The following is a 26708-nucleotide window of genomic DNA, read 5'->3' as shown; positions in this document are numbered from 1 at the left end:
AATATTTTTAAACCAATCGTTCTTTGATATAGTATAACTCCGATATTATTTTGGAAACTAAATGTACTCCAAAAACCTGACAAAAGATGCGTAACACTCTCAATTTTTTGGTTCGAACAAATTGTGTTACTTCAAAATTTGCCTTCATTCGTGAAGCCAAATGAGCTCTTTCGTTTTTCGAAATTTTGGCAAATAACACTAGCGATGTAAAATAATAATAGCCTAAATTGTGTAATAAAAAACGATCTAATGCATTTGTTTTTGACAATTTTGGATACCAATCCTCGATAATTGACATAATGCTGGTAACTCCTTTCACACCAGCGGTTCCGGTAACAGAGTTAGTTTGATTTTTTCTGTAGACATAGAATACCTCATTAACGGCATCGATTGTCGTACAATTTTTAAACACCTTAGTCACCCAGTCGATGTCTTCTGCAATAATTTGAGTCCTAAAAGAAAGATTATTTTGTTTGACAACAGAAGTTTTTACTGTAAAAATCCATGCCGAACCAGGAAATAAAGTCGCATTGATCAAATAATCAATCGTAGCTAAATAATCAAATTTAGAGATTAATTCTAAATTGTAATTCCCTCTAGAAATGGTATACGAATTGGTGGTAACATTATAATTTTTTCCACTGTACAAAACAACATCAGCGGCATTTTGTACTATTTTAGAATGTAATTCCGATAATAAATTTTGGCTTTCAATAAAATCATCGCTGTCTACAAAAATGAGGTATTCGCCAGTTGCGTTTTGGATTCCTTCATTTCTAGCACTCGAAGCACCGCCATTTTCTTTGTCAATAACAATGATGCGTGAGTCATTTTTTTTAAAATCAGTACAAATTTTCAAAGAAGTATCGGTCGAACCATCGTTAATCAACAACAATTCAAAATCTGAAAAAGACTGATTCAAAATTGATTGTACGCACTGACTCAAATACCCTTCAACATTATAAACTGGTATTATGATGCTAAATATTTTTTTTGGAACCATAAAAATAGTCTTTGAATTGGAGTTTGTATTTAAAGCTATTCCACTTGACTTTAAAGTATTGCTTATTGAAGCCACTGCTTTTGTAATGACGGTTAAAGTTAGCTATTGTTATAGGTTCGTTTAGTTCGGTAAAACTATCGTACGAAATCAAAATTCGATTCGGAAACGTGAGATTAAAATGTTCATTCATTTTTCTTTTTTGAAGATGGATGTACAAAAACTCTTTTTTCACAAGCATCCCATTATCAATATGATATCGGTACAAACTACCTTCTTCCCATACAAAAAGTTGCTTTTTTATAGGTTCTAAAGAATAACTGTTGGTTAAAGGGTTATAGGTTGTGAGCCGCATATTGGTGTGATACGAATCAACATCAGCCACTAGATTATCCAGAAAAATTGGAATGTTATTCTCTTGATATAATGAATTAATACTTTTAGTAAACTTTTCATCAAAGGCAAAACCAATGGGATGAGAAAACACTTTTTTATACCGCTCTTCACCAGCAATAGGCAACAGAAATCGTTGATTATTTTGAGTGGTGTTTTTATAAAACGTTAGATGTCCAAAACAAAAAATCTTGTCGAACGTACTTAAGGCATTGAAATCTATCAACGCATTAAAATTTCCCCATAAAATATCAGGATCACAATGTCCCCAATAGTCATAATCTTTCAAATATTCTTGTAAAACATAGCCAAAAGCAGGTCTAAAATCACACAGTTTAAAAGGCGAATCTAAGGCTATTTTAAAATCAAATTTGGATTGAAACAGTTGTTGTATTTCTTCAAAAGATATGGATACAACAGTAACATTACTCGGAAAATTGTAATTGGTTTTATCGTCGGTAAACAAAAGCCACTGCATTGTTGGATTGGCCTTTATGGTATGCAAGTGCAAGTTAAAATAATTGGGAAACTTTCCAAAATAAGGCAAAATAAGAACTGTTTTCATCTATTTTTTCGATTTCAAAAGTTGTTTATTTTTATACTGTGTCAAAAAATACAAACAAATACCAAAGGGCATGGCAACAGTCACCAGCAGTTTGTTTGGATTATTTTTCCAAAAATTAAATTGCTTCAAAATCAAACAAGAATTCACATAATGAATGGCCTGCGTAAATCTAATTTTAAAACTAGGCGCCATGTTCATCATCAACAAGCGTAAATGTTGAAATCCTTTTGGATTTTTAACATATTGTGAGAACATTGTTGCACTGGAGCCATCGGCTAAATATTCTACAATACAAACCGGTTCGTTCAAGATTAAAATAAAATAATCGCGTTCTATGAAATGCTGTTTGTAATACAAGGAGTAATATTTTTCGCCTTCAAAAACAGGTATTTTGGGGTATTGATTTAAAACTTTAGTAACGGCTATAAACTTTTTATCGCCTTTAATTTGCACCGACTTCTCATTGTTTTCACCATAAAAAATCACCTTACTGCCCCATCCTTTAAAAGATTTTAAATCGTCTGGAAATTTTTCACCAATAATGCTTCCTTGTTTATCAATATCTAAAGCATAAATTCCACCACAATTTTCTGTTTTGTTTTTAGACCAAAAATCAAGAATTTTCTCTATTCCGTCATCGGTCATCATATCATCCGAATCAATACACACGCTCAATTCTGTTTTTAGATGATCGTAGGCGGTATTGTGTGCCGTATGCATGCCGCCATTTTCCTTATAAACATAGGTGATTTCAACTTTATTTTCGGCAATCCAACTTTGAACTAAAACGTCGGTTTGGTCGGAGGAACCATCATCAATGATCAACCAACAAAAATCGGTATTGGTTTGACGCACCAAACTTTGATACAAATCACCCAAGCAAAAAGCTCTATTAAAAGTTGGCGTAAAAACGGTAATGGTTTTCATATTTATTTGGCTAACAGTACATTCATGAAAAAAGTAAACGCAAAATACACAAACAAAATTTTACCTATTACTTTGTGTTGCTCTGCAAATAGTTTGTTCCTTAACAAAGGATATATTATAATCACTCCTAACATAAACCAAGAAAGATAGGCTATTCTGTTAGAGAAATTGGATCGAATTACCAAAACCCAAATAGCATTGGCAGCCGTATACATACAAAACAATTGCGTGTAAAAAACATCTTCAAATTTCTTTTTTACAATATAATACCATCCAGCTATTATTCCGGAAGCACTGTACAACAGAAAATCCCATCTAAAACCTACTCTAACACCTTCCAATTGATCCAAATATTTTTGATCTCCAGATAAATATCCGATGGCTCTTTGTTGGTCAATTAATCCGATAGAAAGAAAGAAATTTTGAAAATAATTTCCTAAAACTAAAGACAGCGGAATACAAATAATCCAAACAAAAAGGTATTTTTTATAGTCTTTATAAAAAAATGTGAGTCCATAAGCAATACTTGGTATGAGTAAGGATTTATGAATGGAAATTGCCAGTAAAAACCAAAGTAAAACGCTTATTTTTCTCTTTTTAGAAACTCCTAATAAAAAAATAGAACTTGCAATTCCGTTACGAATTCCATTAACGCCATACGTGTAAAAAGAAAATGAAATGACTAAAATGAAAAAGCTATAAAACCAATAATCTTTAAAAACAGAGCGAGAAAAATAATATAACGGCAGCACATAAAGTAACACACAAATAAAGAAAAACAATGACGCTGAGTAATAGTGAGACGATATTTGCATGAATTTCTCAAACAAAAAGTCTTTGTTTTGAATTAAAGGTGACCCATCTCTGTAATGATTGTAATCAATGGCATAATTAGCCATATCGCCAAATGCAAAACTTATTGGTCGTAATCCAAGGAAAAAAATCAAAAAAATTAAGATAATAAAACCTAGATTTTTTTTAGCCGCTAAATTACCCGAATCTTCTAATGCTACACTGTATGATTTACTCAATACAACAAGCATAAAACAAAGTAATACTATGTTAAAAAAGAGGCTGTAGTATAAAGTAGGTACTAGTGTATTCAAGGGGTTTTTCTATTTTATTAATCAAAACTAATGAATTTCAATCAAATATTTGGATGAAATTCTTTTTAAATCAAATTTATCTAGAAGTATATTTTTGGCAGAAATTAATCGGTTTTGGTATTGGGCATCCTTCATTACAGCATGCAATGCAGAAGCAAATATAGACTCTTCATCGGTAAAATCATCATTTTCAGGAAATAACAAACTTCCTTTAAAAAAATTAGGCGTAATGATACCGCTTTCTGTTTCGATATAATTTTGTACTTCTTTTTTTTCATTGACGCTCATCAATTCAACTATGCCGCCAGTACAATTAGAGGAAACTATTGGCGTTTCGGTAGCAATGGCTTCTACAATTACGTTGGGAGTGCCCTCATAGTAAGATGATAATGCTAAAACAGAAGCTTTTTTTAAATACTTATACGGATTTGATTTTCTTCCTAAAAAAGTAACATTTTTTGTAATCTGCAATTTTGCTATCAATGCATCCAAATAATCAGTCATGTGCTGATCGCCATCTCCAATACATACTAACTGGATGGAATTTTCTTCATTTTGTAACAAACTAAACGCTTTTATCAAATGCCAAGGTGCTTTTTGAAGCGATAAACGTCCGAGAAACAAGACTACTTTTTTAGAGAACAATGCCTCTTCAAAAGGAGAATCTAAGGGTTCTTGGGCCAGTAATTCTATTTGTTTGATGTTGTGCGGATTGTAAATCACTTGTAGATTTTTCGGGAACTTATAATTACACTTTTCTAACAAATCTTTTTGAATCGCTTCACTGATACAAACTACTTTATCAAAATAGCGGTACGACGTTTGAAAGGCTTTTTTAAAAACCGAATTCAAGAATGACTTTGAAGTAAACTCAACACTTTTAAGTGCATGAATACTCGCTATTTTAAATTCTTTGGTAAACGTTAAGGAACTGAAAACATTAGCCATATCACCAAAAGCTATAGAATGTGTAATCTGATTTTGCTTGATAATTTTTCGAAGAATAAATGGAATTTTGATATAAAACCAAAATCGTTTCAAGAAAGACATTTCATTAAAATCGATGGTTGAAAGTGCTATTTCGTCAGCTCCGAAATGAATAATATCCGATTGCAGTTGGATTATTTTAACGGCTTTAACTTCATAACCATCTTCTCTATATTGATTATAAAAATTAAGAGCCAAACGCTCCATTCCGCCCACACTTCCGTAAGGCATAATTAAAAGAATCTTTCTCATTGCTGCAGCTCTTTAAAAAGTTTATCCCACTGTGGCATTACATATTCTGGTAAAAATCGCTTGACATTTTCTTTGGCTTTCGCTCCCATTTCCATTCGCAACTTTTGATTTTCTATGAGTTGCAGTACTTTTTCTGCAAATAATTGAGCATTTCCATTTTCAACTAAAAAACCATCTTCATTGTTTTTAATTATTTCACTAGGACCGCAAGGACAATCAAACGAAACACAAGGGACACCGCAGGCCATCGCCTCAATTAGAACCATTCCAAAACCTTCAAATCTTGAAGAAAAAGCAAAAATATCCGAGGCTAAAAATTGTTCTTTTATATTCTTTACCGGTTTATAAAAATGAACCGATTTTTCAATATTCAATTGTTTGGCTTGCTCCATCAAGTTTCCAGAAACTTCAAATTCACCATAAATAATCAATTCCCAATCGGAGTGTTTATCATGCACTATTTTCCAGGAATTGAGCAAGCGATCGTATCCTTTCTGAACGCCTTGCTTGCCTACTGCTATTACCTTTTTATTTTGTAAATTGGATGATTCCTCTGGATAAAACGATAGCGGATTTGGAATGATGGTTATATTCTTTAGATTCCATTCGGCAATATTATCTTGCGTAAGCACTACAAAACGATCAAAACTTTTGGCCAAATAATTCATGCATAAAAATTTAACCGCAGTGCTAGTTTTTTTAACAAAAGAAGGATTAATTCCCAATTCTATTATTTTAGAAACATGACGCTCATAAATAATGGGTGTTTTTCCAGAAAGTAATTTGGGTACAAAAAAGCCTTTTAATCCATCATCACAAACAGAAATCACATCCGGTTTGACTTGTTTGACTACTGTTTTTATTCCAGAAACATACTGCTTAATATAGTTCAATGGATTTCCAAACACGGCAATAGAATGCAATGTAATTTTAGAACTAAATTCATAAAATAATGGTACATTTTTATGATTGAGTACTACAATATGAACCTCATACCCCAATACCTCAGCAAGATAACTGGCTTTAATAGCCAAGACCCGTTCTAGTCCGCCGGCACCGTTAATGGCATTAGTGATGTAGAGTAATTTCATAATTATTTGGTACGTTTAGAAATAACAGAAAAAACAACCGATTGCAGATAGCGCAATTCATCTGTAGATTTAAAAAACAAAAATATACACAGGTTTGGAACGATAAGGCACAAGATAATTTTAATTCCGAAATTTATAGACAATTCAAAAGATAAATAGCTCGTTAAAAAGCTAATAATTAAAAAAGCGACAGCCAATACAACTATATAGAGTAGGTATTTTTTCAAATATTCAATTGGATTTTTCTTTAATCCTAATTTAAAAACAATATAAGGATCATACCAGGCATTAGTGACTAAACGAGCCATTGCCGTTGCAATAAGAATTCCTAACAGCCCGAGTTCTTTTCCTAAAACAAAAGAAAAAACAAGATTGATGATTGCCGTGAGGATCACTAGATACTGACCTTGTTTAAAAAATCCAAAAGTAGATTTATACGTCCAAACTGCGCTTTGCATTCCGTACATGTAAAAATTAAATGTTAAAGCCAGAACAATTGGAAAGGACAAAATAAATTTAGTCCCAATCCAAATGGTAATAAAGTCATTCATAAGCACCATAATGCCAACTGAAAAGAATCCGTAAACCCAAAAATTTGCAAAATTAATGGCGTTAAATACCGAAGTTCTTTTTTCAATATCTTCGGTTACATTAACATTGGCAATACTTCCCGTAAGCCCAGCAAAAACCTGAACGATAAGTCCAGAAGCTAATCCGATGAGCAAATTATAATTAGACAATAACCCTACCATAGCAAGACCCGAAAAATAATTCAAAATTAAGTTATCCGTACTATTTACCAATAAACCTCCTACTTTAACCAAAGCCGTAGATTTTACATTAGAATAAATACTTTTCTTAATGGTCTCGTCTACTTTCTCATTCTTATATTTCTTTAAAAAAGGATAATGTTTATTAATAAGCATAGAAACAACCAAGTTTCCAGAAAGTTGAAAGAAAGACTGTACGATTAGGTATAAAATAAAATTTTTGAAAACAATTAACAATACGATTTGAACTATATTCTGAATTATAAAAACCAAGGTATTGTATTTGGAAACAATATAACTTCTTTGATCGGCATGAAACAAAGAAAGCTTGTAATAGAAAAAATAACTCGAAACCGTATTGAAAAGAAATAATAGATAAATCACATTCAAGTCTCTGGCAACGGCAACGGATGGATTTTGAACAATATCGTGTAAAAAAAACAAAAGTAACAAACCAATACCAGCAACTATTGCTGCAATGGTATGGTAGATTTTACTAAAAAAGTTAAGCAACCCAGCAATTTTTTTTTCATCTTTATCTGCCAATGGCTTGTATAAAGCGTAAAGTATGGCACTTGTAATTCCTAATTCCGTTAGTGACAGTAAGGTGAGAATATTGGTAAAAAGTCCGTTGACCCCAAGATATTCTACCGATAAATATTTAATAAAAACCGTTCTTGTAACAAAACCTAAAACCATTTGAATCACTTGTGCCAAAAGCCCAAATGAAATGTTTTTAATAGAATTTGTCAAACGAGAATCAATATTCATTTTTAATATTTACTGATGATAAACTGGAAAAAAATTATTGTGTGTATAATAGTTTACTGATGGTAAAGCGTTCTCAACACAAAACCTTGAGTGAAAGGCAAACGATCAAAATCACGTGCATAAATTCCGATGGCCTTGGTATCTCCTTGAGAAAAATCGACTACACCATCTCTTCTTGTGACACTTTGCAAATAATCTAATGCTTTTTCAGACGCTTTTTCAGAAATAATTTGAATTTCATTAATTGACGTAGCCTTTGAAAAAAACCAAGCCAAAGTAGCTGTTGCGGAAGAATCTTGCCTGGCTAATTTGTCTAAAATTAACCAGTTATAGCTGCCATTTTCGTTTTGAAAGGAAGCCGCCATTTTTGCAAATTGAACCACACTTTCTGAAAGTTCTTTTTTAAGTTGATGTGTTTCTGGAAGTGCCGACCACGAATCAATCAACCCGATAGCATACCATCCTAAACCTCTTCCCCAACCAAACAAACCTACTGGAATTTTATTTTTTACGTTGTACGTGTGACAAGGTATACTATTTTGAGAAAGCATTCCATAATCATCGTAGGTTTTAATTTGTTTAACGGCCAATTCGACTGCCTCTGGTTGATTAAAATGCAATCCGTAATGGACTAGAAATGGGCAAATAAATCCGATAGTATCTACAAAACGGTAATCGGTATTGTATTTTTTATAAGCAACAGTTCCGTCTTCGCCTTTTAAATTTAAAACCAAGTTATATATTGCTTCAAACGCAGGTTTATACTTATTGTGATCTAGCCAAGGTATGGAAAAAATAGCATATGCTAATATGACACCGTCAATTTCGGTAGGTGCATTTTTCCAGTTTCCGTCGGCTTTTATTTTAGCGTCGAGAAAAGCAGAAATTATAACTTTAGTTGACTCCTTCTTTTCTGTTTTATACTGCTCTATTAAGCCTAATAAAAGTGAAGCTTGTTGCCAATGCTGTATGGCATTTCGACTGTAATTGCCTCGAAGAATATCAATGATTATTAATCGTGAATTATCGGTAAGTTTTATGGTAGGTGTTTTTAACAACCAATGCGAAGTAATGGCACTTATCTTCTTTTTCCAATCTTCTCTATTAGAATACCTTCCTATATGAATACGACTTTGCCAAGTATAAAATTGCGGAAAGAAATCTATTAAAACAACGATCAAAACAATCAGTACAACAAGTATTAAAGTAATTTTACACCACATATCCCATATGATTTTCAAGTTCTTCAGACATTTGCTGTTTCATTTCAGCTGATATTCCGTTTTGAATTAGCCATGTTTTATCATACAACTTAGCCGATTTCATTTGTTCTCTATGTTTGTCCATCAATTGATCTGTGTTCATAATAAATTTGGCAGGATTTCCACCTACAACTGTATTTTCGGCAACCGATTTGGTAACCACACTTCCAGCTGCAACAATAGCGTTTTTACCTACGGTAACTCCTGGCATTATTATAGCTCGGGCTCCAATAAAACAATTATCTTCTAGTTTAACTTTACCAATTTTGGTGTAATCTATGTATCGTTTAGTACTGGCGTCATGCGCTAAAAGATACACTTGAGGCGCTAAAGTAACATTATTTCCTATTTCTATAAGCCAACAATGGGAATGATCCACCATTAATCCGGGATTAATATCACATCCTTTTCCAATTTTCATTCCTACTTTTATGTAATCTTCTAACCAGTATTCTTCCAGTAAATACTTTCGAAATCGTGCCCTTAAAAAGTTTAGTATTTTCATCAGTAACAATTATTCAGGAGTTTGTAAAAACTTTCTATTTCTTTTTCTGTACCAAAATCATGAGCCGCTAAATTTTGAGAAAATCGATTTCTAAGATTTTCATCTGAAATTAATTTCTCTAAACTCTCGGCAATGGCCTCGGGATTCATCTGGCTTATGAGTCCGTTTTCAGTATCTGTAATGTGTGTTTTAGCAATATTAAAATCAGTGAGAACCATTGGTTTGTTCAATATTTTAGCTTCATGAACTACAATTCCGAACCCTTCAAATCGTGCTGTATGTAGAAAAATATCGGCTTTCTTTAGATACGGATAATGGTTGGCTTTTATGCCTAGAAAAAACACCTTATCCGTTAGGTTATATTCGGCAATTTTAGCTACCAACTGCTGTTTATCTTCACCATCACCTAATATAACCCAATTAAAATTGATTTTTTTATCGGCTAAAATTTTAATCGCATCCAATGCCAAATCATAACCTTTTTGATAGGTTAATCTTCCAATAGAGATAATGGAAAATCCATTTGGAAAATCTGAAATAGTTTCCTCGGCCATTTTAGCAATAGTATCCGATGCTATGATGCTTTTTACCACAACAAATTTAGATTCAAATTGCGGAAAATTTCTAACCATTACTTCTCTACTTTCATTAGAATCTTGAGCAATAAAATTCAATTTTGAAAAATAATAATTATCAATAGATTTGTTCATGCCCAGTTTATTGTAATCGTTCATTACAAACCCTATTTTGACTTTTGCGGTTACTTTATCGACACAAAAATAATTTGGCGTTTTTTCTAGAAAACCAATGGCAGCATCATATTTTTTGTCTAAAGGCTTCAAAGATGAACCTAAATACTTCCACATTTTTTGCTCTGCTACCGATTTATTTTTTTCTGTTTTTAAAACCAATCCAGCACAAAGTCTATTGAATATTAGTTTAAACCGACCTTTACGCAAATTTTGAATAATGGCTTTTTTCAACGACATGTCAAAATAGTGATAGCCTTCAGGTTCTGGTAGAATAGTAACTTCTTTAGGAACCTGATTTAAAAAAAGTCCTTCCTGTTTAAACAACAATAAATCAACATTATACTTAGTATAATCGAAGGAAGAAAGCAATGATGTTAGCGCTTTTTCAGCACCTCCACAATGAAGATTATTCATTACAAATAATAACTCTTTCTTTGGATTATTCATTAATCAGTTGATATAATTGTTGTATTTCGGCTTCTGTTCCGAAATTTTGTGAGGATAAATTTAACACTAATTTTTCCTGAATAGCATGGTCTGAAAGTAATTTTTTTATTTCTTCCGCTAAAGATGCAGCATCTGTTTTGGAAATGATTCCGGTTTCTAAATGCGAAATTTGATCTTTAGCACTTGAAAAGTTGGTAATAACAATAGGTTTTCTTAAAATCTTAGCTTCTTCTATTGCCATTGATTTTCCTTCATAGCGTGAAGGTTGAACATACATTTTAGCCGCTAAAAGGTAGGGATATGGATTTTTCTTAACGCCCAAAAGCTGAAAATAACGTTCCATTTTTTGCTCTTTAATCTTCTTTTCTAATGATGCTCTTTCTGGTCCATCACCAATTACCATCCAAGTGAAATCTATTCCCATATCGCGCAATAAACAACTGGCATCTAACGCAATATCACACCCTTTTTCGGGACTCAATCGTGCTATAGTTACAATACTGTTTGGACCAACTTCAGTATGATCAAAATCTTCTAAAGCCAATTTATGAATGAGTTGAGACGATACAATATTGTATATTAATTTAAATTTTGATTCCAGTTTTGGGAAACTTTTTTTCAAATCATCGACACATTCTGGAGATACGGCAATGACTGCTTGCAAACTATTGAAATAGTTTTCGTCAAAATTTGGATCCATTCCCGATTTGGAATAAGTAGTATGAATCCAACCTATTTTATGTTTGGCTTGTATTTTATCTACTGTAAAATAAATAGAAGATTTTTCTAAAAACCCAATAGCAGCATCGTATTTTTTGGGTATAACCGCTATTGCATCACTAAGATATTGCCATGCTTTTTGTTCGGCAACAGCCACATTTTTAATTCTTTTGTTGGTTACAAAAAACATAATTCTATTGTAAAGCAAACCCAACTTCAATTGCATCAAAAAAGTAAAACAAGAGGACAGTAATCCTTGTGCAAATATTTTGTAATTAGCATTAAGATCAACGAGTACAACTTCTTTCGGAATTAAGGATAAAAAAACACCTGCTTTTTTAAACAAAACCAAATCAACATTGTATTCTTTATAATCTATAGTATTCAGCAAGTTGACCAAACTTTTTTCGGCACCACCAGCCCCAAGAGAAGGAATTACAAATACTATATTTTTTTTCATCATTATAATTGGAACAAATATTCAACGGCTTTATGAGACATTTTTCTAATTTCAGGAATTTTAGCGGTCAATAATTCTTTAATTTCTTTTTCTTCCGATTTCATTTCCTCAAATTTTGCAATAAGCTTACTGCTATCTGAAATTTCGCTTAAATTTAATACTAATTTTTCCTCTCCAAAGATGTCTTTAGCAATTCCTTTTGACTTCACACTATATCCCAAAACCATAGTAGGCACTAGTGTAGAATAGGCCGCAATTGTAGCATGAGTTCGAGCTCCTATAAAAAATCGCATTCGAGCAATATAGCCTTTATATTGAATGGCATTAAGGTTGTTTGGTAACAATAAAACACGTCCAGTAGCTTCAAATTCGTTGTAAAACTCTTGTAAACATTCGTAATCATCATTTCCAGGCTCGATAACATGAGGCGTAAAAGCCACTGTCATGTTGGTTGTATTTAAAATGTGTCGCACCAAATCTAAAGCTGCTTTTTGAGAATCTGGATTTTTCTTCCAAACTAACGGGCTAAAATTAAACCCGATGGTATTGCCTTCTTGCCACCCTGCTGGCAGTGCAAGTTCTTCTTTATCCATTGTAAAAGCGCCGTCAGCACAAAGTTTTACGTTTACAACTCCATTTTTCTTTAAGAGTTCATAAGTTAAACTTTCTCTAGCTAAAATTAAATCAAAAAGTTTTAGATCTTCAATTTTGGCTGGCGACAAATCTTCTTGACCAATTGAGGCGCCCCAAAGCACTAATTTTTTTCCTGCTTTTTTAACACATCGATCTATTTCATAAATCCCGGGTTGTTCACCATAACAATAATTATCGCCACCTATAGAAAGAATGACATCGTAATTTGGAATTTTATCAATGACGTCTCTGTGAATTTTTCTAAAAGCAAAATTTTCGTCTTTAAACAATTTTACTTTCAAAACAGAAATAAACCAATCTATAGAAAATCTTTTAATAGAATGATACTTATCCAAATGAATAGCATCCAAAAGCGGGATTATTGAATCTGAATTGGGATTCCATGAGGCCAACTCAACAAGAGTCGCTGGGTTTTCTTTTTTTATTAGAGCAACGCCTGAACGAACAATGGCTTCGCATCCTCTATTTAAACTTCCTCCATGAAAAAACATTAATATTTTCATATTTGATTTCTTGTTTATTATTTATTGTTTTTATTTCTGTAATTGCTGTATGAGGTAGCCAATACAATTCTTATCATTGACTTACTTTTTATAGATTTTAAAATAAATCGTTCGTATACAGTTGCACCATTATTTAAATCTGCCCAATAATACGAAATTGCTTTTTGAACTTCGGTATTGTGAATCATTTTCTTTACATAAGCATACCTTTTTCCAAAACTAATAGTTGAATTGGATTTAAAATAAATATGAAGCAATGCTATTATGGCATCCATGAATCGAACCGCTTTTAGTTTATTGATAACTTCAGTATCTAGCATCAAATTAAAGCTTTTTTTGTAATCTAAAGAATACAATGCTAGAGCATTCTTAAAATAATCTTTTGATACAATATCACGAGAAGCACTTCCCTGAACTTCCCGATAATAATAACCCGAATAATCTATAAAGATGACTTTTTCAGCTTTTGTAAATGCATTTAAAACAAACATAGCGTCTTCGGCATGCGTGACTCCATCAGGAAAACCTATTGAGTTTGACACGATAAGGTTTCTTTTAAATATTTTGGTACAACAAGAATTTAAATCGTCTTTTTGAATAATAAAAGAGCAAATTTCATTCTGAATGTATTCTTTATCAAATACATTTTCGGCAGGAAAACAGGATTTTGATTGACTCCAAACACCCTCTTGTTCCACATTAAAATTTGAAGATACAATATCGGCATTTGAGGTAATGGCAGTCTCATATAATTTTTGAAACATATCCTTAGCCACATAATCATCGGCATCAACAAATCCTATGTAATTTCCAGTTGCACTATTCAATCCTGCATTGCGAGCGGCGCTTACTCCTTGATTGAGCTGATTTACAACTTTTATTCGACTGTCCTTTTTTTGATAAAGCTCCAAGACTTTCAATGACTCATCTGTTGAGCCATCATTAACAAAAATATATTCGGTAGAAATTAAGGTTTGCTGTACTAAGGATTCTATACACTTTTCAACATATTTTTCTGCATTATAGACTGGAATAACTACTGATACAGCTAACATACCTTACTTTTTTATAAAAATTTAATTGTATTGCTTATCATAATATTTTTGATAGGCTCCAGAAGTAACATTTTTGAGCCACTCTTCATTGGACAAATACCAATCGATAGTGCGTTCTAAACCTTGTTCAAAAGTTACCGATGGCTTCCATCCTAGTTCTTTATTGATTTTAGAAGCATCTATAGCATAACGTAAATCGTGTCCAGGGCGGTCTTTTACATAGGTAATTAATTTTTCTGATTCTCCTGGAGCTCTACCCAATTTACTATCCATTTGTTGGCATAATAACTTCACTAAATCAATGTTTTGCCATTCATTAAATCCGCCAATATTATAGGTTTCATGATTGTTACCTTCATGAAAAACCAAATCTATAGCTACAGCATGATCTTCAACAAACAACCAATCACGGGTATATTTGCCGTCTCCATAAACCGGTAAGGGTTTGTTATTGATGATATTATTGATAAAAAGTGGAATTAATTTTTCAGGAAAATGATTTGGCCCATAATTGTTAGAACAATTGGTAATCACATAAGGCAAACCATACGTTTCACCATAAGAACGCACAAAGTGATCGGAACTTGCTTTAGATGCAGAATAAGGAGAATTAGGATCGTAGGCTGTAGTTTCTGTAAACAAACCTGTGGCGCCTAAACTGCCATAAACCTCATCAGTAGAAATGTGATAAAAACGTTTGCCTTCAAAATTACCAGCCCAAATGGTTTTAGCGGCATTCAACAAGTTCATGGTACCAATAACATTGGTCTTTACAAAACTTAAGGGATCCGTAATTGAACGATCAACATGCGACTCGGCTGCCAAATGCAACACGCCATCAAATTGGTGTTTTTGAAACAAATCATTGATAAAATCGGCATCAACAATATCACCTTTTACAAAAGTATAATTAGATGCATTTTCAATATCGGCAATATTTTCTAAATTTCCGGCATAGGTTAAGGCATCCAAATTATAAATATGATAGTCTGGATAGTTTTTTACAAAACGTCGAACCACGTGTGAACCAATAAAACCTGCACCTCCTGTAATTACTATTTTTTTCATATGTCTGCTGAATTAATTTCAGTATTATAATTTACCGTCAATAGCTCCTTTTAAAACTCCTTTAACATCATATATTATGGATGCTGGATTTCTAAATTGTTCTAAATCCAAACTCAAAAATTCGCGGTGTGCCACACCCAAAACAATAGCATCAAAAGTATCTGTTGGAGCGACATTTGTAGTTGTCAATCCATATTCATGAGCCACTTCATCTGGATTTGCCCATGGATCATAAATAGAAACGGTAATACCATAATCGTTCAATGCTGCAATAACATCAACAATTTTGGTATTTCTAACATCAGGACAATTCTCTTTAAACGTTATTCCTAACATTAATAATTTAGAATGATTTACAGGAATACGTTTTTTAATCATCAACTTCACAATTCTTGAAGCCACATATTCTCCCATGCTGTCATTCAATCGACGACCTGCTAAAATAATTTCGGGATGATAGCCCGATTCTTGTGCTTTTTGAGCCAAATAATACGGATCAACGCCAATGCAGTGACCGCCTACTAAACCCGGTTTAAAATTTAAAAAGTTCCATTTAGTTCCAGCAGCTTCCAAAACAGCATGCGTATCAATTTCTAAAATATTAAAAATTTTAGCCAGCTCATTAACAAAGGCAATATTGATATCACGTTGAGAATTTTCAATCACTTTGGCTGCTTCTGCTACTTTTATACAAGGTGCTAAATGCGTTCCTGCAGTGATAACCGACTTATAAAGTTCATTTACTTTTATTCCAATTTCGGGTGTTGAACCCGCTGTAATTTTAAGAATTTTATCTACCGTATGCTCTTTATCGCCGGGATTAATTCGTTCTGGAGAATAACCCGCAAAAAAATCCACGTTAAAAGTCAAACCACTAACTCGTTCTAGAACAGGTACGCATTCTTCTTCTGTCAATCCCGGATATACCGTAGATTCATAAATAACGATATCTCCTTTTTTTAGAACTTTACCCACCGTTTCACTCGATTTATAAAGTGGTGTTAAATCGGGTCTATTATTTTTATCAACTGGTGTTGGAACGGTTACAATATAGTAATTACATCCTTCTATAGATGAAAGATCGTTGGAGCAAAAAAGTCCAACGCTTTTCAAAGGTTCGTTTACCAACACTTTCTGGAGTGTTTCTTGATCTACTTCTAGGGTATCATCAATACCTTTATTGAGTGCATCAACTCTTTTTTGATTGATATCAAAACCTACGACTGGGTATTTAGTAGCAAAAAGTCTTGCTAACGGCAATCCAACGTATCCTAATCCTATTATTCCTATCTTTATATTCATTACTGGCATTTGTAGTATAAAAAATTATGACCCAATAGTTTGATAATGGAATCCAATCGCTTTCATTTTTTCTCCATCTAGTAAATTACGACCGTCAAAAACAAAAGCAGGTTTTAACATGGCATCGTATATTTTTTTCCAATCATACTCTTTAAATTCATCCCATTCGGTAAGAACTGCTATTGCATGAGCATTATGGCACGCTTCATAAGGATCGCTATACGATGTGATATGGTTTTTATTTTCGTGATCCAATCGGGTTTCTAAATAATTCAAATCTGTAATAACCTGATTATAGTGTACTTTTGGATCGTACACCGCAATATTTGCTTGCTCGTTTAACAAATCGTCTGCTACATAAATTGCTGCAGATTCTCTAGTATCGTTGGTGTCTTTCTTAAAAGCCCATCCTAAAAATGCAATTTTCTTGTCGGCAATAGTGTTGTACAACGTGCTTACAATTTTTCTAGAAAACCTTCTTTTTTGATGGTCATTCATAATAATCACCTGTTCCCAATAATCGGCTACCTCATGCAATCCAAATGATTTGGAAATGTAAACCAAATTTAAAATATCCTTTTGAAAACAAGAACCTCCAAATCCAACAGAAGCCTTCAAAAACTTAGAACCAATTCGGCTATCCATTCCGATTGCTTTTGCAACTTCATTCACATTAGCACCCGTTTTTTCACACAATTCGGAAACGGCATTGATGGAAGATACACGTTGTGCTAAAAAAGCATTTGCAATAAGTTTAGACAATTCTGAAGACCACACATTAGTGGTAAGAATGCGGTCGTTAGGCACCCAATTGGCATAAATATCAACAAGAGCTTGAATGGCTTTTTGACCTTCTGGAGTGGTATCACCTCCTATTAAAACTCTATCTGGGCTTAATAAATCTTCAACGGCAGTACCTTCGGCTAGAAATTCGGGATTGGATAAAATTTGAAATTGAACACCATTTCCTGTATTTTCAAGAATGTTTTTGATAGCTTGTGCTGTTCTCACAGGCAGTGTCGATTTTTCAACCACAATTTTATCTGTAGTTGAAACTCTAGCAATTTGTCGGGCACAAAGTTCTATGTATTTTAAATCGGCTGCCATACCCTTACCAGATCCGTATGTTTTGGTTGGCGTATTCACCGAAATAAAAATAAGTTGTGCTTCATCAATAGCTTTATCGACTTCGGTAGAAAAAAATAAATTTCTACCTCTTGCTTCGGCAACAATCGCGCCTAAACCGGGTTCATATACCGGAATATTATCAACATTAGCATCGTTCCATTTTGCAATACGGTCTTCATTTAAGTCAACTACCGTTACTTTTATATGGGGGCATTTTTGAGCGATAACCGTCATGGTTGGGCCACCCACATATCCTGCTCCGATACAGCAAATATTTGTAATCTTCATTTGTTCTATTTTAAATTGCTCCAATACCAATTAACAGCTTCTTTTAAGCCTTCTTTAAATGGAAAATTTGGATTATAATTCAGTAATCGTTTTGCTTTTTCTATACTGGCCAATGATTGTGGAATATCTCCTGATCGGGTTGGACCGTGAATTACTTCAACATCAGCTATAGAGGCATCGTATTCTGACAAGTATTTTTTAAGGAGTGTAACCATTTCATTCAGGGTTACCCTGTCACTAAATGCTGTATTATAGACGGTATTGACTGCCTCGTTATTATTTGTTGTCATTGCCAATTCGTTCATTTGAATGACATCATCAATATAGGTAAAATCTCTTGAATAAAGACCATCTCCATTTATTACTGGACTTTCCTTCTTCATTAACTGCAACACAAATTTTGGAATAACAGCCGCATAAGCGCCGTTAGGGTCTTGCTTTCTTCCATATACGTTGAAATACCGCAACCCAATAGTTTCTATACCATACGTTTTACTGAAAATATCGGCATACAATTCGTTAACATACTTCGTTACTGCATAAGGAGAAAGTGGTTTACCAATTACCTCTTCGACTTTGGGAAGCACTTCTGAATCACCATAAGTTGATGAACTTGCTGCAAAAATGAATCTTTTAACACCATTATCGCGCGATGCAACTAACATATTCAAAAATCCAGAAACATTAACCTCATTGGTCGCAACAGGATCTACTATCGATCGAGGAACAGAACCCAAAGCTGCTTGATGCAATACATAATTGGCGTTTTGAACAGCATCTCGACAGGTTTCTAAATTTCTAATATCACCTTCAATTAAAGTAAAATTAGGATTAGAAAGCATCTGTTCAATATTGTGTCGATGACCCGTAGAAAAATTATCTAGGCAAACCACCTGATTTCCTTTGGATAAAAAGTACTCACATAAGTTTGATCCAATAAATCCAGCTCCACCTGTGATTACTATTTTTGCCATCAATTTATTCTTTTAGATTTTTTCTTGGTCCACGATTTAAACGTTTTGATGAAAAAGTTTTTCGATTCGTCTTCTTCATGATACCCATTTGAATAGGCTCCGTAACCATACCCATAACCGTAGCCATAACCTGCTCCATATTTTGCTTTATTCTCAAAACCATTTAATATGATACTCACATTAACGAGTTCTTCTCTTTTTACACGATTGTTCAACAAATTGACCATTTCTTTTTTGGTAAAATTTTGACGCATAACATAAAGTGTAACATCTGCAAAAGTGGATAATTCTACCGCATCTGTAACCAATCCAACTGGAGGTGTATCTAGAATTATGTATTCATATTTTGCTTTCAATTCATCCATAAATTCTCTCATGGTTTCGCCCATAATTAATTCTGATGGATTAGGTGGAATTGGTCCAGAACTGATAACATCTAGATATGGAATGCTTGTTTTCTGAGTAACTCCATCAAGATTTTTATCTCCAATTAAGTAGTTCACCACACCCACCTCGTTTTTGAGATTGAAATCATCAAAAATCTTAGGTTTTCTTAAATCCAATCCTACTACTACCGTCTTTTTTTCGCTCAAGGCAAAAACTGTAGCAATATTAATACAACAAAATGTTTTACCTTCACCACTGACAGATGAAGTGAGCATCAAGGTTTTTGATCCTGATAACTTTTGCTTTTTATATAAAAACTGCAACGACGATCGAATAGCTCTGAACGATTCTGCAAGTGCTGACTTTGGTTTTTCAAAAACAGACAAATTAGAATCTGTTTGCTTAACCCCAACTACTCCAATTAGCGGAAGTGATGTTAGAGATGAAATATCGTCTGTGTTTTGAATAGAAGTATTGATAAAGAAGATTAAAAATACAATAAACAACGGCACTAATAACCCCACAAAGATGGCAATTACATAGTTAACGCCAGTTCGTGGTCCTATTAAACCACCTCCAATATCTTTGGCCGGATCAATAAATTGTATGTCTGATAGATTAGCTGCTTTTACAATTTGAGCTTCGCTTCTTTTTTGCAAATAGGTTTGATAAATATCGTTACTCAAATCATACTTTCGCATAATTTTCACGTACTCTTGTTTATCTTGAGGCAACTCTCTTAGTTTTGTTTCAGCCTGATTAATTTTGTTTGTTATCTGAGTGTAATCAAATTGAATAGAAGATTTGGCAGCTCTGATATTTTCAAGAAGTACATTTTTTACGGATGATATTTCATTATCAATATTATCGAGCATTAACTTACTTTTAACCGCATAAACCATTTCTGATCTTCTTACCGAAAGCTCAATAAGTTTAGACACATTGTTCATGATGTTTGGATCCTCAATTCCGGCAACTGATGGCGCTGGAAGTTTAGAATAATCGGTACTATTTCTTAAATAATTATTTAGGGTGTTGTAATAGTTTATCTTTCTTTTAACCTCTTCATTGGTTCGATCTAACTCTAATAATTGGGTTTGAAAATCTTGTCCTCCAAGCTCTATCTCCGTAATATTTTTACCTTGACTGAATTTTTTCAAATCAGAATTAGCAATTTTTAAATCACCCTCCATTATTTGAAGTGTTGTATCGATAAACTTAATAGTGTTCTCTGCAAATAAATTCTTATTATCTAACTGTCTTTTTATTAATGTTTTAACCGTTTCATTCAAATAATCTACAATTCGGGCTTTGTTGGTTCCTTCAAGCGCCAATTTTATAATAGATGGTGATTTTTCGTCGATATTAACTTTAAGATTTTTATATTTAGAAACAACGTCGTCAAACGAATTGAAAACAATCATATATTCTTCTCCAACATATTTCGTCGGGAAATCTTGTAATTGCAAAGTCCAGTTTAGGTAGGGTAAAGAAACTTGTTGTCCAATTTTAAATCTCTTCACCACTTCATTACTTGAAAGTGTAGCCGAATTTTTAGAATTTTCGGCATAATTGATTACTGGAACTGAAGTTGATTTTGAACTAATATGAATTTCATAATCCGTTGGAGAAACGAATTTGATAGTGATAGGCGTACTGTAAATTTGATTTTTATTTTTTTGAATATTCACCACAAAAGGTGTACTTCCGTATACATCTTGAATGAAATATTTTTGCTGTTTTAAATAATCAATATAAAATTGCAACTTGTCAACAACAATCTCATTGTGTGATCTAGATTTAATTGTTGTAGCAATATTTTGTACTTGGTCTGAAGTTCCGCCCCAGTTAAAAACCAAGCTGGTATTGGATGTAAAAAGAGGATTGTCTTGCTCTTTAATTGCTAAAACAGTATCTAACGAGTATATTTTTTGTTTTCGAATATTAACTTGATGTGCTACTGTCAAACACACAATTAGGCCTAATAAAAACCACTTCCAATAACTTCCTGTTTTGATTAAAAATCCTTTGAAATCAAAGTTATTCTGGTTTTCAAAAAAAGAAAAATCTTTTATATCTAACATCTATTTATTTGTTATTTTAGTAATAAAAAAGTGGTGGTGGCAAGCGACAATATGGTAATTATAGTACCTAATGATTCTATACCGGTTTTACCCGTTCCCCAAGTTTTCTGTTTCAAAGGCTTAATGTATACATAATCGTTGGGTTGAAGATAATAACAAGGCGATTGCATTGCCTTTTCATCGGTTAAATCAATGCTGAAGGTTTCTGAACCTTGCGGATATTGTCGAATTACTTTTACGTCTTTTCGATCACCTGTTACGGTAATATCACCCGAATTGGCAACCGCCTCAAGTATGGTCAGGTTATCTTTATAAATTATTTTGGATCCTGGACTTTGCACTTCGCCATTAACCGTATATCTAAAACCCGATAATCGCACACTTACAAAAATACCTGCTTCCTTTTTAAAATGATTCTCCAACAAATTGTTTTCAATTTTTTCTCGAACCTCATCTACTGTAAGCCCTTGAACATTGATATTTCCAACAATTGGCAATCGTATATCACCATGGTCATCAATATTATACCCTTTAAGGTAAAGTCCTTGTTCTGTTGTATTTAAAATTCCAGGAGTATCCGTATTGAATATTTCTACTAATTTAGAGTCAATGGCTTTAATACTAATACTCAAAACATCATTGACTTGAAGTTTGTAAGGTTTGTTCTGAACTCTTTTAACCATTTGGTCTGTGGAACCGTCTTTTTTCTGAAGATAAATCAAATCTTGTGTGGGTACACATGACGTAAATAGCATTCCAATTAAAAATAATATATAGTAAATTCGATTGTTCATTCTTAAAGTTAATTTAGCAAACAAAGATAGTTTTTCAAATCTAAATACAAAAAAGTTGCTACAGAATATTATCTAATTATTTTTCAATGAATTCTCAAATGGAACTCTGTGCAAGATACTTCTGCCTAATGTAACTTCATCAGCATATTCCAATTCGTCTCCAACCGCTATACCACGTGCGATGGTAGAAGTTTTTATAGGGTATTCTTTTAGTTGTTTGTAAATGTAAAAATTAGTAGTATCTCCTTCCATTGTTGAGCTTAACGCAAAAATTATCTCTTCTACGTTGCCCAATTTCACTTTATCAACCAAGGTATTGATGTTTAATTGACTGGGGCCAACACCATCAATTGGCGAAATTTTCCCACCTAAAACTTGGTAAATTCCTTTGAATTGGTTGGTATTTTCAATAGCCATCACATCTCTGACGTCTTCAACCACACAAATAATACTGTGATTTCTTGACGGATTATTGCAAATTTCACATACCTCAACATCTGAAATATTGTGGCAATTTTTACAAAATTTGATATCGTCGCGCATTGTAGTTAAGGCTTGTGACAAATAATGTGTTTGCTCAGAGGGTTGTTTTAACAAATGCAAAACCAATCGCAAGGCTGTTCGTTTGCCAATTCCTGGCAATTGCGCCATTTCATTGACTGCTTTTTCTAATAATTTTGATGAAAATTCCATTTGACAAAAATAGTAATTTAGATGGTTCTATTTTTAGATTTTTGGATAGTTAGAAATGGTATTACTCGTCTTTTTTCTGTTTTCTATTATCTTCTTCTTAAAATATTTCTATTTTAGCACAACCAAAAACTAAACTATGTCGCCAATTGCTATTTTAACTTTAATCATTATTTACTTCGGATTATTGATTCTAATTTCCAATATTGTTAGCAAGAAAAGCGCTGATAATGATACCTTTTTTAAAGCCAATAAAAATTCTAAATGGTATTTGGTTGCGTTTGGAATGATTGGAACAGCCATTTCTGGCATCACCTTTATTTCGGTGCCTGGCGAAGTTGGAAACCCCGATTTACAGTTTAAATATTTTCAATTCGTTATTGGCTGTGCCATTGGTTTTATTATCGTTGCTAAAGTATTATTGCCGTTGTACTATCGCATGAATTTGACCTCGATTTATGGCTATATCGAACAACGTTTGGGCGTGGTAAGTTATAAAACATCCGCTACCATTTTCTTAATTGGAAGAACCATTGGGTCGGCATTTAGATTGTATTTGGTCATTTTTGTATTACAACGTTATGTGTTCGATTATTACCATATTCCGTTTGCCGTAACCGTATTAATTTCGTTGGCGTTGATCTTTGCATACACCTATCGTGGCGGATTGAAAACCATCATTATTACTGATACTTTACAAACATTTTTCCTAATTTCTTCGGTATTTTTAACGATTTTCTTCATTTGCAGAAGCTTGAACTTTAGCGTCATTGATGCTTTTGAATCGGTAAAAAACAGTAATTATTCGAAAGTATTTTTCTTTGAAAACTATTTGCAAGGCACTTATTTCTGGAAACAAGTATTGGGCGGAATCTTTGTAACCATAGCCACCGTTGGTTTAGATCAAGATTTGATGCAAAAGAATTTGAGTTGTGCTAACATTGGTGACGCTCAAAAAAACATGTACACTTTTACCGGAATTTTTCTTGTAATCAATATCTTTTTTCTAAGTGTTGGCGCCTTATTATATGTTTATGCGACTAAAAACGGCATTGAAGTGCCGATGGTTGATGGCGTCGCTAGAACCGACTTATTGTTTCCCGAAATCGCCATTCATCATTTGAGTTTTATTCCAACTGTGGTCTTTTTACTCGGATTGACGGCTGCAACCTTTGCCACCACCGACTCCGCTTTAACAGCATTAACAACCTCTTTCTGTGTCGATTTTTTAGGCATGGACAAAACCGAAAACCAAAACAAACCCAACATTGTGAGAACACGACATTTGGTTCATGTTGGTTTTTCGCTTTTGATGTTTGTGGTAATTGTCATTTTTAATTCCATCAACGACGATTCGGTAGTGAAAATGGTATTCAAAATTGCGTCCTACACCTATGGGCCGCTTTTAGGACTGTATGCTTTTGGGTTGTTTGTAAAATCGAAAACGGTTCATGACAAACTCGTACCTTTTATTTGTTTGATTTCACCTGCCGTATGTTTCTTCATCAGCAAATACTCGTCGGTAGTATTTAAAGATTACGTTTTTGACAACGAACTAATCATTGTAAACGGATTGATTACCTTTATAGGATTGCTTGCTATTAGCAAACCTGCGACCAGTCAAACAAAATTTTAGTATTGATTGGTAGTCAACAAAACCAAAGTACACGCCTCTTCTACTTTGATGTTATTGGATTTTAAAAGTTGGTAAAACTCTGGGTTTTCGGTACCAGGATTAAAAATAACACGTTTGGGTTTGGTTTCCAAAATGTAATTGTAATAATCGCGTTGACGCAGCGGATTTAGATACAAAGTAACCGTATCAATGTTTTTTAAAGGAATGTTTTTAGTTCTGATGGAAACTCCAGCAACTTCACCTTGATTTTGACCAATAGCCAATACCGAATGGCCTTTTTCTACCAACATAGTAATGGCTTTATAGGCATAGCGTTCTGGTTTTGTTGAAGCTCCGAGTACAACCGTTTTCTTATTTTTCATTTGACAAAATTAGTGAATATTGTTTTTATTTTAACCTTACCCTTTTATTCTTTATTTATCTTTGCATCGTAATCCCTTTATTTCAGAAAAATGGACGTTTTTATAAATATATTTTTCGTTTTAGTTGGTGCTTTGTTTTCGGTATTAAATCCCATTGGGGCTATTCCCTTTTTTGTGGGATTAACGCAAGATTATAACAAAGCGGAACGTTCTCGAGTTTCTTTTTGGACCGCTATAAACGTCTGCATCATACTATTGATTGCATTTTTTGCAGGTGAATATGTGTTGCGCTTTTTTGGAATTTCAATTCCGGCACTTCGAATAGCTGGCGGACTCTTAATAGCAAGTTCGGGTTTTGGATTACTTAATGCCAATCCGAAAAAAAGAAAAGGTATCAGCAAAGAAGTAGAAGAAGACTTACAACATCGCAATTCGATTGCCTTAACACCGCTTGCTATGCCAATGTTGGCTGGACCAGGTTCCATCTCGTTATTAATCGCCTTCAATCAAGACCATCATAAAACTATTGAAATACTGGCCTCTTCATTTTCAATAATTATAGTATCCTTATTGATATTTTTAGTATTGAGAAGCGCTCATTATCTAGCTAAATACTTGGGTGCCTCGGGAATTGTAGCCATCTCTAGAATCGTGGGTTTTTTGACGGTAGCCATCGGAATTCAGTATATTATTAGTGCCATACTTACCATTATAAGTGGTATCAAATTTCATTAAAAAAATCCCAAACTCCATTACTAGGAATTTGGGATTTTCATTTTTATCTAATGAATTTATTCTTTCGGAAGAAAAACCTCCGCCATCATGCAGCGAGCACTTCCACCACCACAAGCTTCAATGGTATCTAAACTTGAATGTAAAATGGTAATATGTTCTTCCAATTGAGCAATTTGTTTTTTGGTTAAGGCATGATACGCCGACGAACTCATCACTAAATAACGACGTTCGTCTGCACCTTGTAATTCTAACATATTTCCTGCAAAATTGTTCATTTGCTCTTCGGTAATCAAGATGATTTCTTTTTCATCCGAACGAAGGCTGTCTAAAACCATTTTGCGTTCTTTTTTATCGTCGATACAATCGGCACAAATCACTGCAAATGTATCGCCAATGCACATCATAACGTTGGTATGATAGATTAATTTTCGTTCGCCATTCACGGTTTGAAATGCTTCAAAAATAATCGGATTCAAATCAAAATCTTCGCAAAATTCGATGAACAATTCTTCATCAGCACGCGGTGAAAGGGCGCAATAGGCCTTTCCATTTTCACGATCTAGAACGATGCTTCCAGTGCCTTCTAGAAAATAACCATCGTCTTCGGCAGAAGTATAATCCATAATACCGTCGTTAATCTGGAATCCTTTATCTTCAAGAATATCTAGAATATCTTCTCTTCGTTCGGCGCGACGATTTTCGGCAAACATTGGATACAACACCACGTCACCATTTTCATGAAACGAAATCCAATTGTTCGGAAAAATACTGTCGGGTGTATCCGGATTTACGGTGTCATCAACCACAGTCACATCTACTCCTACCATTCGAAGTTTGTTTACAAAAGCATCAAATTCTTCTTGCGCTTTGGTATTAACCGTTTGCGGCGTTAAACCGTCTAATACTTTTTGATAGTAATTGTTTACCGCTGTTTGTTCGTTCATGCGGAAAGCCACAGGACGAATCATCAATATGGAATTGGTAGTTTGTTTCATTTTTTGTTTTTTATGGCGTTAGCCGGGCTATTCGTTTCAATCTTT

At 33.5% G+C, this 26708-nt stretch carries 24 protein-coding genes; 2 read left to right on the top strand and 22 right to left on the bottom strand.

The window, feature by feature from the left end:
* Positions 1–7: 7 nt before the first annotated feature.
* The 20 genes from ACODSI_RS06020 to recR all read right to left on the bottom strand — a co-directional run bounded on the left by ACODSI_RS06020 (position 8) and on the right by recR (position 22938).
* Positions 8–1003 (bottom strand): glycosyltransferase family 2 protein, encoded by a 996-nt coding sequence (locus ACODSI_RS06020; protein ID WP_488915932.1) that lies wholly within the window; start codon positions 1001–1003, stop codon positions 8–10.
* Positions 981–1958 carry a DUF6625 family protein gene (locus ACODSI_RS06015; RefSeq protein WP_488915931.1) on the bottom strand — a complete coding sequence of 326 codons (978 nt, stop codon included), beginning with the start codon at positions 1956–1958 and terminating at the stop codon, positions 981–983. Before ACODSI_RS06015 ends, ACODSI_RS06020 begins: the two co-directional genes overlap by 23 nt.
* Positions 1959–2885: a glycosyltransferase family 2 protein gene (locus tag ACODSI_RS06010; protein ID WP_488915930.1), complete on the bottom strand. Its 927-nt coding sequence runs from the start codon at positions 2883–2885 to the stop codon at positions 1959–1961. It abuts the gene before it with no gap.
* 2 nt (positions 2886–2887) lie between these two features.
* Entirely contained in the window at positions 2888–3991 is a 1104-nt protein-coding gene (locus ACODSI_RS06005) for an EpsG family protein (protein WP_488915929.1), read from the bottom strand.
* A gap of 27 nt (positions 3992–4018) precedes the next feature.
* A complete protein-coding gene (locus tag ACODSI_RS06000; RefSeq protein WP_488915928.1) occupies positions 4019–5230 on the bottom strand; it encodes a glycosyltransferase in 1212 nt (403 codons plus the stop codon).
* Positions 5227–6321 carry a glycosyltransferase family 4 protein gene (locus ACODSI_RS05995; protein ID WP_488915927.1) on the bottom strand — a complete coding sequence of 365 codons (1095 nt, stop codon included), beginning with the start codon at positions 6319–6321 and terminating at the stop codon, positions 5227–5229. The genes ACODSI_RS06000 and ACODSI_RS05995 overlap by 4 nt, the downstream gene beginning before the upstream one ends.
* A gap of 2 nt (positions 6322–6323) precedes the next feature.
* Entirely contained in the window at positions 6324–7862 is a 1539-nt protein-coding gene (locus tag ACODSI_RS05990) for a lipopolysaccharide biosynthesis protein (protein ID WP_488915926.1), read from the bottom strand.
* A gap of 53 nt (positions 7863–7915) precedes the next feature.
* Positions 7916–9085 (bottom strand): glycoside hydrolase family 88 protein, encoded by a 1170-nt coding sequence (locus ACODSI_RS05985; RefSeq protein WP_488915925.1) that lies wholly within the window; start codon positions 9083–9085, stop codon positions 7916–7918.
* Complete coding sequence (locus tag ACODSI_RS05980; RefSeq protein ID WP_488916007.1) at positions 9075–9506, bottom strand: acyltransferase; 432 nt, start codon at positions 9504–9506, stop codon at positions 9075–9077. The genes ACODSI_RS05985 and ACODSI_RS05980 overlap by 11 nt, the downstream gene beginning before the upstream one ends.
* 122 nt (positions 9507–9628) lie before the next feature.
* Positions 9629–10828 carry a glycosyltransferase gene (locus ACODSI_RS05975; protein WP_488915924.1) on the bottom strand — a complete coding sequence of 400 codons (1200 nt, stop codon included), beginning with the start codon at positions 10826–10828 and terminating at the stop codon, positions 9629–9631.
* On the bottom strand, positions 10821–12008 hold the full coding sequence (locus ACODSI_RS05970; RefSeq protein WP_488915923.1) for a glycosyltransferase: 1188 nt from the start codon (positions 12006–12008) through the stop codon (positions 10821–10823). Before ACODSI_RS05970 ends, ACODSI_RS05975 begins: the two co-directional genes overlap by 8 nt.
* A gap of 2 nt (positions 12009–12010) precedes the next feature.
* Complete coding sequence (locus ACODSI_RS05965; protein ID WP_488915922.1) at positions 12011–13165, bottom strand: polysaccharide pyruvyl transferase family protein; 1155 nt, start codon at positions 13163–13165, stop codon at positions 12011–12013.
* 17 nt (positions 13166–13182) lie between these two features.
* Positions 13183–14220 (bottom strand): glycosyltransferase, encoded by a 1038-nt coding sequence (locus ACODSI_RS05960; protein ID WP_488915921.1) that lies wholly within the window; start codon positions 14218–14220, stop codon positions 13183–13185.
* Positions 14221–14241: 21 nt separating this feature from the next.
* Positions 14242–15288, bottom strand: coding sequence for a dTDP-glucose 4,6-dehydratase (gene rfbB, locus ACODSI_RS05955; RefSeq protein WP_488915920.1), 1047 nt, complete (start codon positions 15286–15288; stop codon positions 14242–14244).
* A gap of 24 nt (positions 15289–15312) precedes the next feature.
* The gene (locus ACODSI_RS05950) at positions 15313–16590 is read right to left on the bottom strand and encodes a nucleotide sugar dehydrogenase (protein ID WP_488915919.1); all 1278 of its coding nucleotides are present in this window, start codon (positions 16588–16590) and stop codon (positions 15313–15315) included.
* Between the two features lie 24 nt (positions 16591–16614).
* Positions 16615–18006, bottom strand: a complete 1392-nt coding sequence (locus ACODSI_RS05945) for a UDP-glucose 6-dehydrogenase (protein WP_488915918.1) — start codon at positions 18004–18006, stop codon at positions 16615–16617.
* A gap of 5 nt (positions 18007–18011) precedes the next feature.
* Entirely contained in the window at positions 18012–18980 is a 969-nt protein-coding gene (locus ACODSI_RS05940) for an SDR family oxidoreductase (RefSeq protein ID WP_488915917.1), read from the bottom strand.
* Positions 18980–21451, bottom strand: a complete 2472-nt coding sequence (locus ACODSI_RS05935; protein ID WP_488915916.1) for a GumC family protein — start codon at positions 21449–21451, stop codon at positions 18980–18982. The genes ACODSI_RS05940 and ACODSI_RS05935 overlap by 1 nt, the downstream gene beginning before the upstream one ends.
* 11 nt (positions 21452–21462) lie before the next feature.
* Positions 21463–22245, bottom strand: coding sequence for a polysaccharide biosynthesis/export family protein (locus ACODSI_RS05930; protein ID WP_488915915.1), 783 nt, complete (start codon positions 22243–22245; stop codon positions 21463–21465).
* A gap of 72 nt (positions 22246–22317) precedes the next feature.
* Complete coding sequence (gene recR / locus ACODSI_RS05925) at positions 22318–22938, bottom strand: recombination mediator RecR (protein WP_488915914.1); 621 nt, start codon at positions 22936–22938, stop codon at positions 22318–22320.
* Between the two features lie 136 nt (positions 22939–23074).
* Between recR and ACODSI_RS05920 the strand changes: the two genes are divergently transcribed.
* Complete coding sequence (locus tag ACODSI_RS05920) at positions 23075–24571, top strand: sodium:solute symporter (protein WP_488915913.1); 1497 nt, start codon at positions 23075–23077, stop codon at positions 24569–24571.
* Here ACODSI_RS05920 and ACODSI_RS05915 read toward each other — a convergent pair.
* Positions 24568–24933: a CoA-binding protein gene (locus ACODSI_RS05915; protein ID WP_488915912.1), complete on the bottom strand. Its 366-nt coding sequence runs from the start codon at positions 24931–24933 to the stop codon at positions 24568–24570. The genes ACODSI_RS05920 and ACODSI_RS05915 overlap by 4 nt on opposite strands.
* Positions 24934–25035: 102 nt before the next feature.
* Between ACODSI_RS05915 and ACODSI_RS05910 the strand changes: the two genes are divergently transcribed.
* On the top strand, positions 25036–25668 hold the full coding sequence (locus tag ACODSI_RS05910; RefSeq protein WP_488916006.1) for a MarC family NAAT transporter: 633 nt from the start codon (positions 25036–25038) through the stop codon (positions 25666–25668).
* Positions 25669–25724: 56 nt separating this feature from the next.
* Here the strand turns inward: ACODSI_RS05910 and ctlX are convergent, their stop codons facing one another.
* Positions 25725–26663 carry a citrulline utilization hydrolase CtlX gene (gene ctlX, locus ACODSI_RS05905; protein ID WP_488915911.1) on the bottom strand — a complete coding sequence of 313 codons (939 nt, stop codon included), beginning with the start codon at positions 26661–26663 and terminating at the stop codon, positions 25725–25727.
* Positions 26664–26708 lie beyond the last annotated feature (45 nt).

Source organism: Flavobacterium sp. FG139 (genome assembly GCF_057809695.1).
Note: the sequence above shows the minus strand (reverse complement) of the source record. Positions and strands in the feature narration are given on the sequence as shown.

Coding starts and splice junctions, on each gene's coding strand:
- ACODSI_RS05920 (WP_488915913.1), top strand. CDS start 23,075: ATGTCGCCAATTGCTATTTTAACTTTAATCATTATTTACTTCGGATTA.
- ACODSI_RS05940 (WP_488915917.1), bottom strand. CDS start 18,980: ATGGCAAAAATAGTAATCACAGGTGGAGCTGGATTTATTGGATCAAAC.
- ACODSI_RS05950 (WP_488915919.1), bottom strand. CDS start 16,590: ATGAATATAAAGATAGGAATAATAGGATTAGGATACGTTGGATTGCCG.
- ACODSI_RS05995 (WP_488915927.1), bottom strand. CDS start 6,321: ATGAAATTACTCTACATCACTAATGCCATTAACGGTGCCGGCGGACTA.
- ACODSI_RS05930 (WP_488915915.1), bottom strand. CDS start 22,245: ATGAACAATCGAATTTACTATATATTATTTTTAATTGGAATGCTATTT.
- ACODSI_RS05965 (WP_488915922.1), bottom strand. CDS start 13,165: ATGAAAATATTAATGTTTTTTCATGGAGGAAGTTTAAATAGAGGATGC.
- ACODSI_RS05960 (WP_488915921.1), bottom strand. CDS start 14,220: ATGTTAGCTGTATCAGTAGTTATTCCAGTCTATAATGCAGAAAAATAT.
- ACODSI_RS05945 (WP_488915918.1), bottom strand. CDS start 18,006: ATGAAGATTACAAATATTTGCTGTATCGGAGCAGGATATGTGGGTGGC.
- recR (WP_488915914.1), bottom strand. CDS start 22,938: ATGGAATTTTCATCAAAATTATTAGAAAAAGCAGTCAATGAAATGGCG.
- ACODSI_RS06000 (WP_488915928.1), bottom strand. CDS start 5,230: ATGAGAAAGATTCTTTTAATTATGCCTTACGGAAGTGTGGGCGGAATG.
- ACODSI_RS05980 (WP_488916007.1), bottom strand. CDS start 9,506: ATGGTGGATCATTCCCATTGTTGGCTTATAGAAATAGGAAATAATGTT.
- ACODSI_RS05985 (WP_488915925.1), bottom strand. CDS start 9,085: ATGTGGTGTAAAATTACTTTAATACTTGTTGTACTGATTGTTTTGATC.
- ACODSI_RS05915 (WP_488915912.1), bottom strand. CDS start 24,933: ATGAAAAATAAGAAAACGGTTGTACTCGGAGCTTCAACAAAACCAGAA.
- ctlX (WP_488915911.1), bottom strand. CDS start 26,663: ATGAAACAAACTACCAATTCCATATTGATGATTCGTCCTGTGGCTTTC.
- rfbB (WP_488915920.1), bottom strand. CDS start 15,288: ATGAAAAAAATAGTAATTACAGGAGGTGCAGGTTTTATTGGTTCACAC.
- ACODSI_RS05970 (WP_488915923.1), bottom strand. CDS start 12,008: ATGAAAAAAAATATAGTATTTGTAATTCCTTCTCTTGGGGCTGGTGGT.
- ACODSI_RS06020 (WP_488915932.1), bottom strand. CDS start 1,003: ATGGTTCCAAAAAAAATATTTAGCATCATAATACCAGTTTATAATGTT.
- ACODSI_RS06015 (WP_488915931.1), bottom strand. CDS start 1,958: ATGAAAACAGTTCTTATTTTGCCTTATTTTGGAAAGTTTCCCAATTAT.
- ACODSI_RS06010 (WP_488915930.1), bottom strand. CDS start 2,885: ATGAAAACCATTACCGTTTTTACGCCAACTTTTAATAGAGCTTTTTGC.
- ACODSI_RS05990 (WP_488915926.1), bottom strand. CDS start 7,862: ATGAATATTGATTCTCGTTTGACAAATTCTATTAAAAACATTTCATTT.
- ACODSI_RS05975 (WP_488915924.1), bottom strand. CDS start 10,828: ATGAATAATCCAAAGAAAGAGTTATTATTTGTAATGAATAATCTTCAT.
- ACODSI_RS05935 (WP_488915916.1), bottom strand. CDS start 21,451: ATGTTAGATATAAAAGATTTTTCTTTTTTTGAAAACCAGAATAACTTT.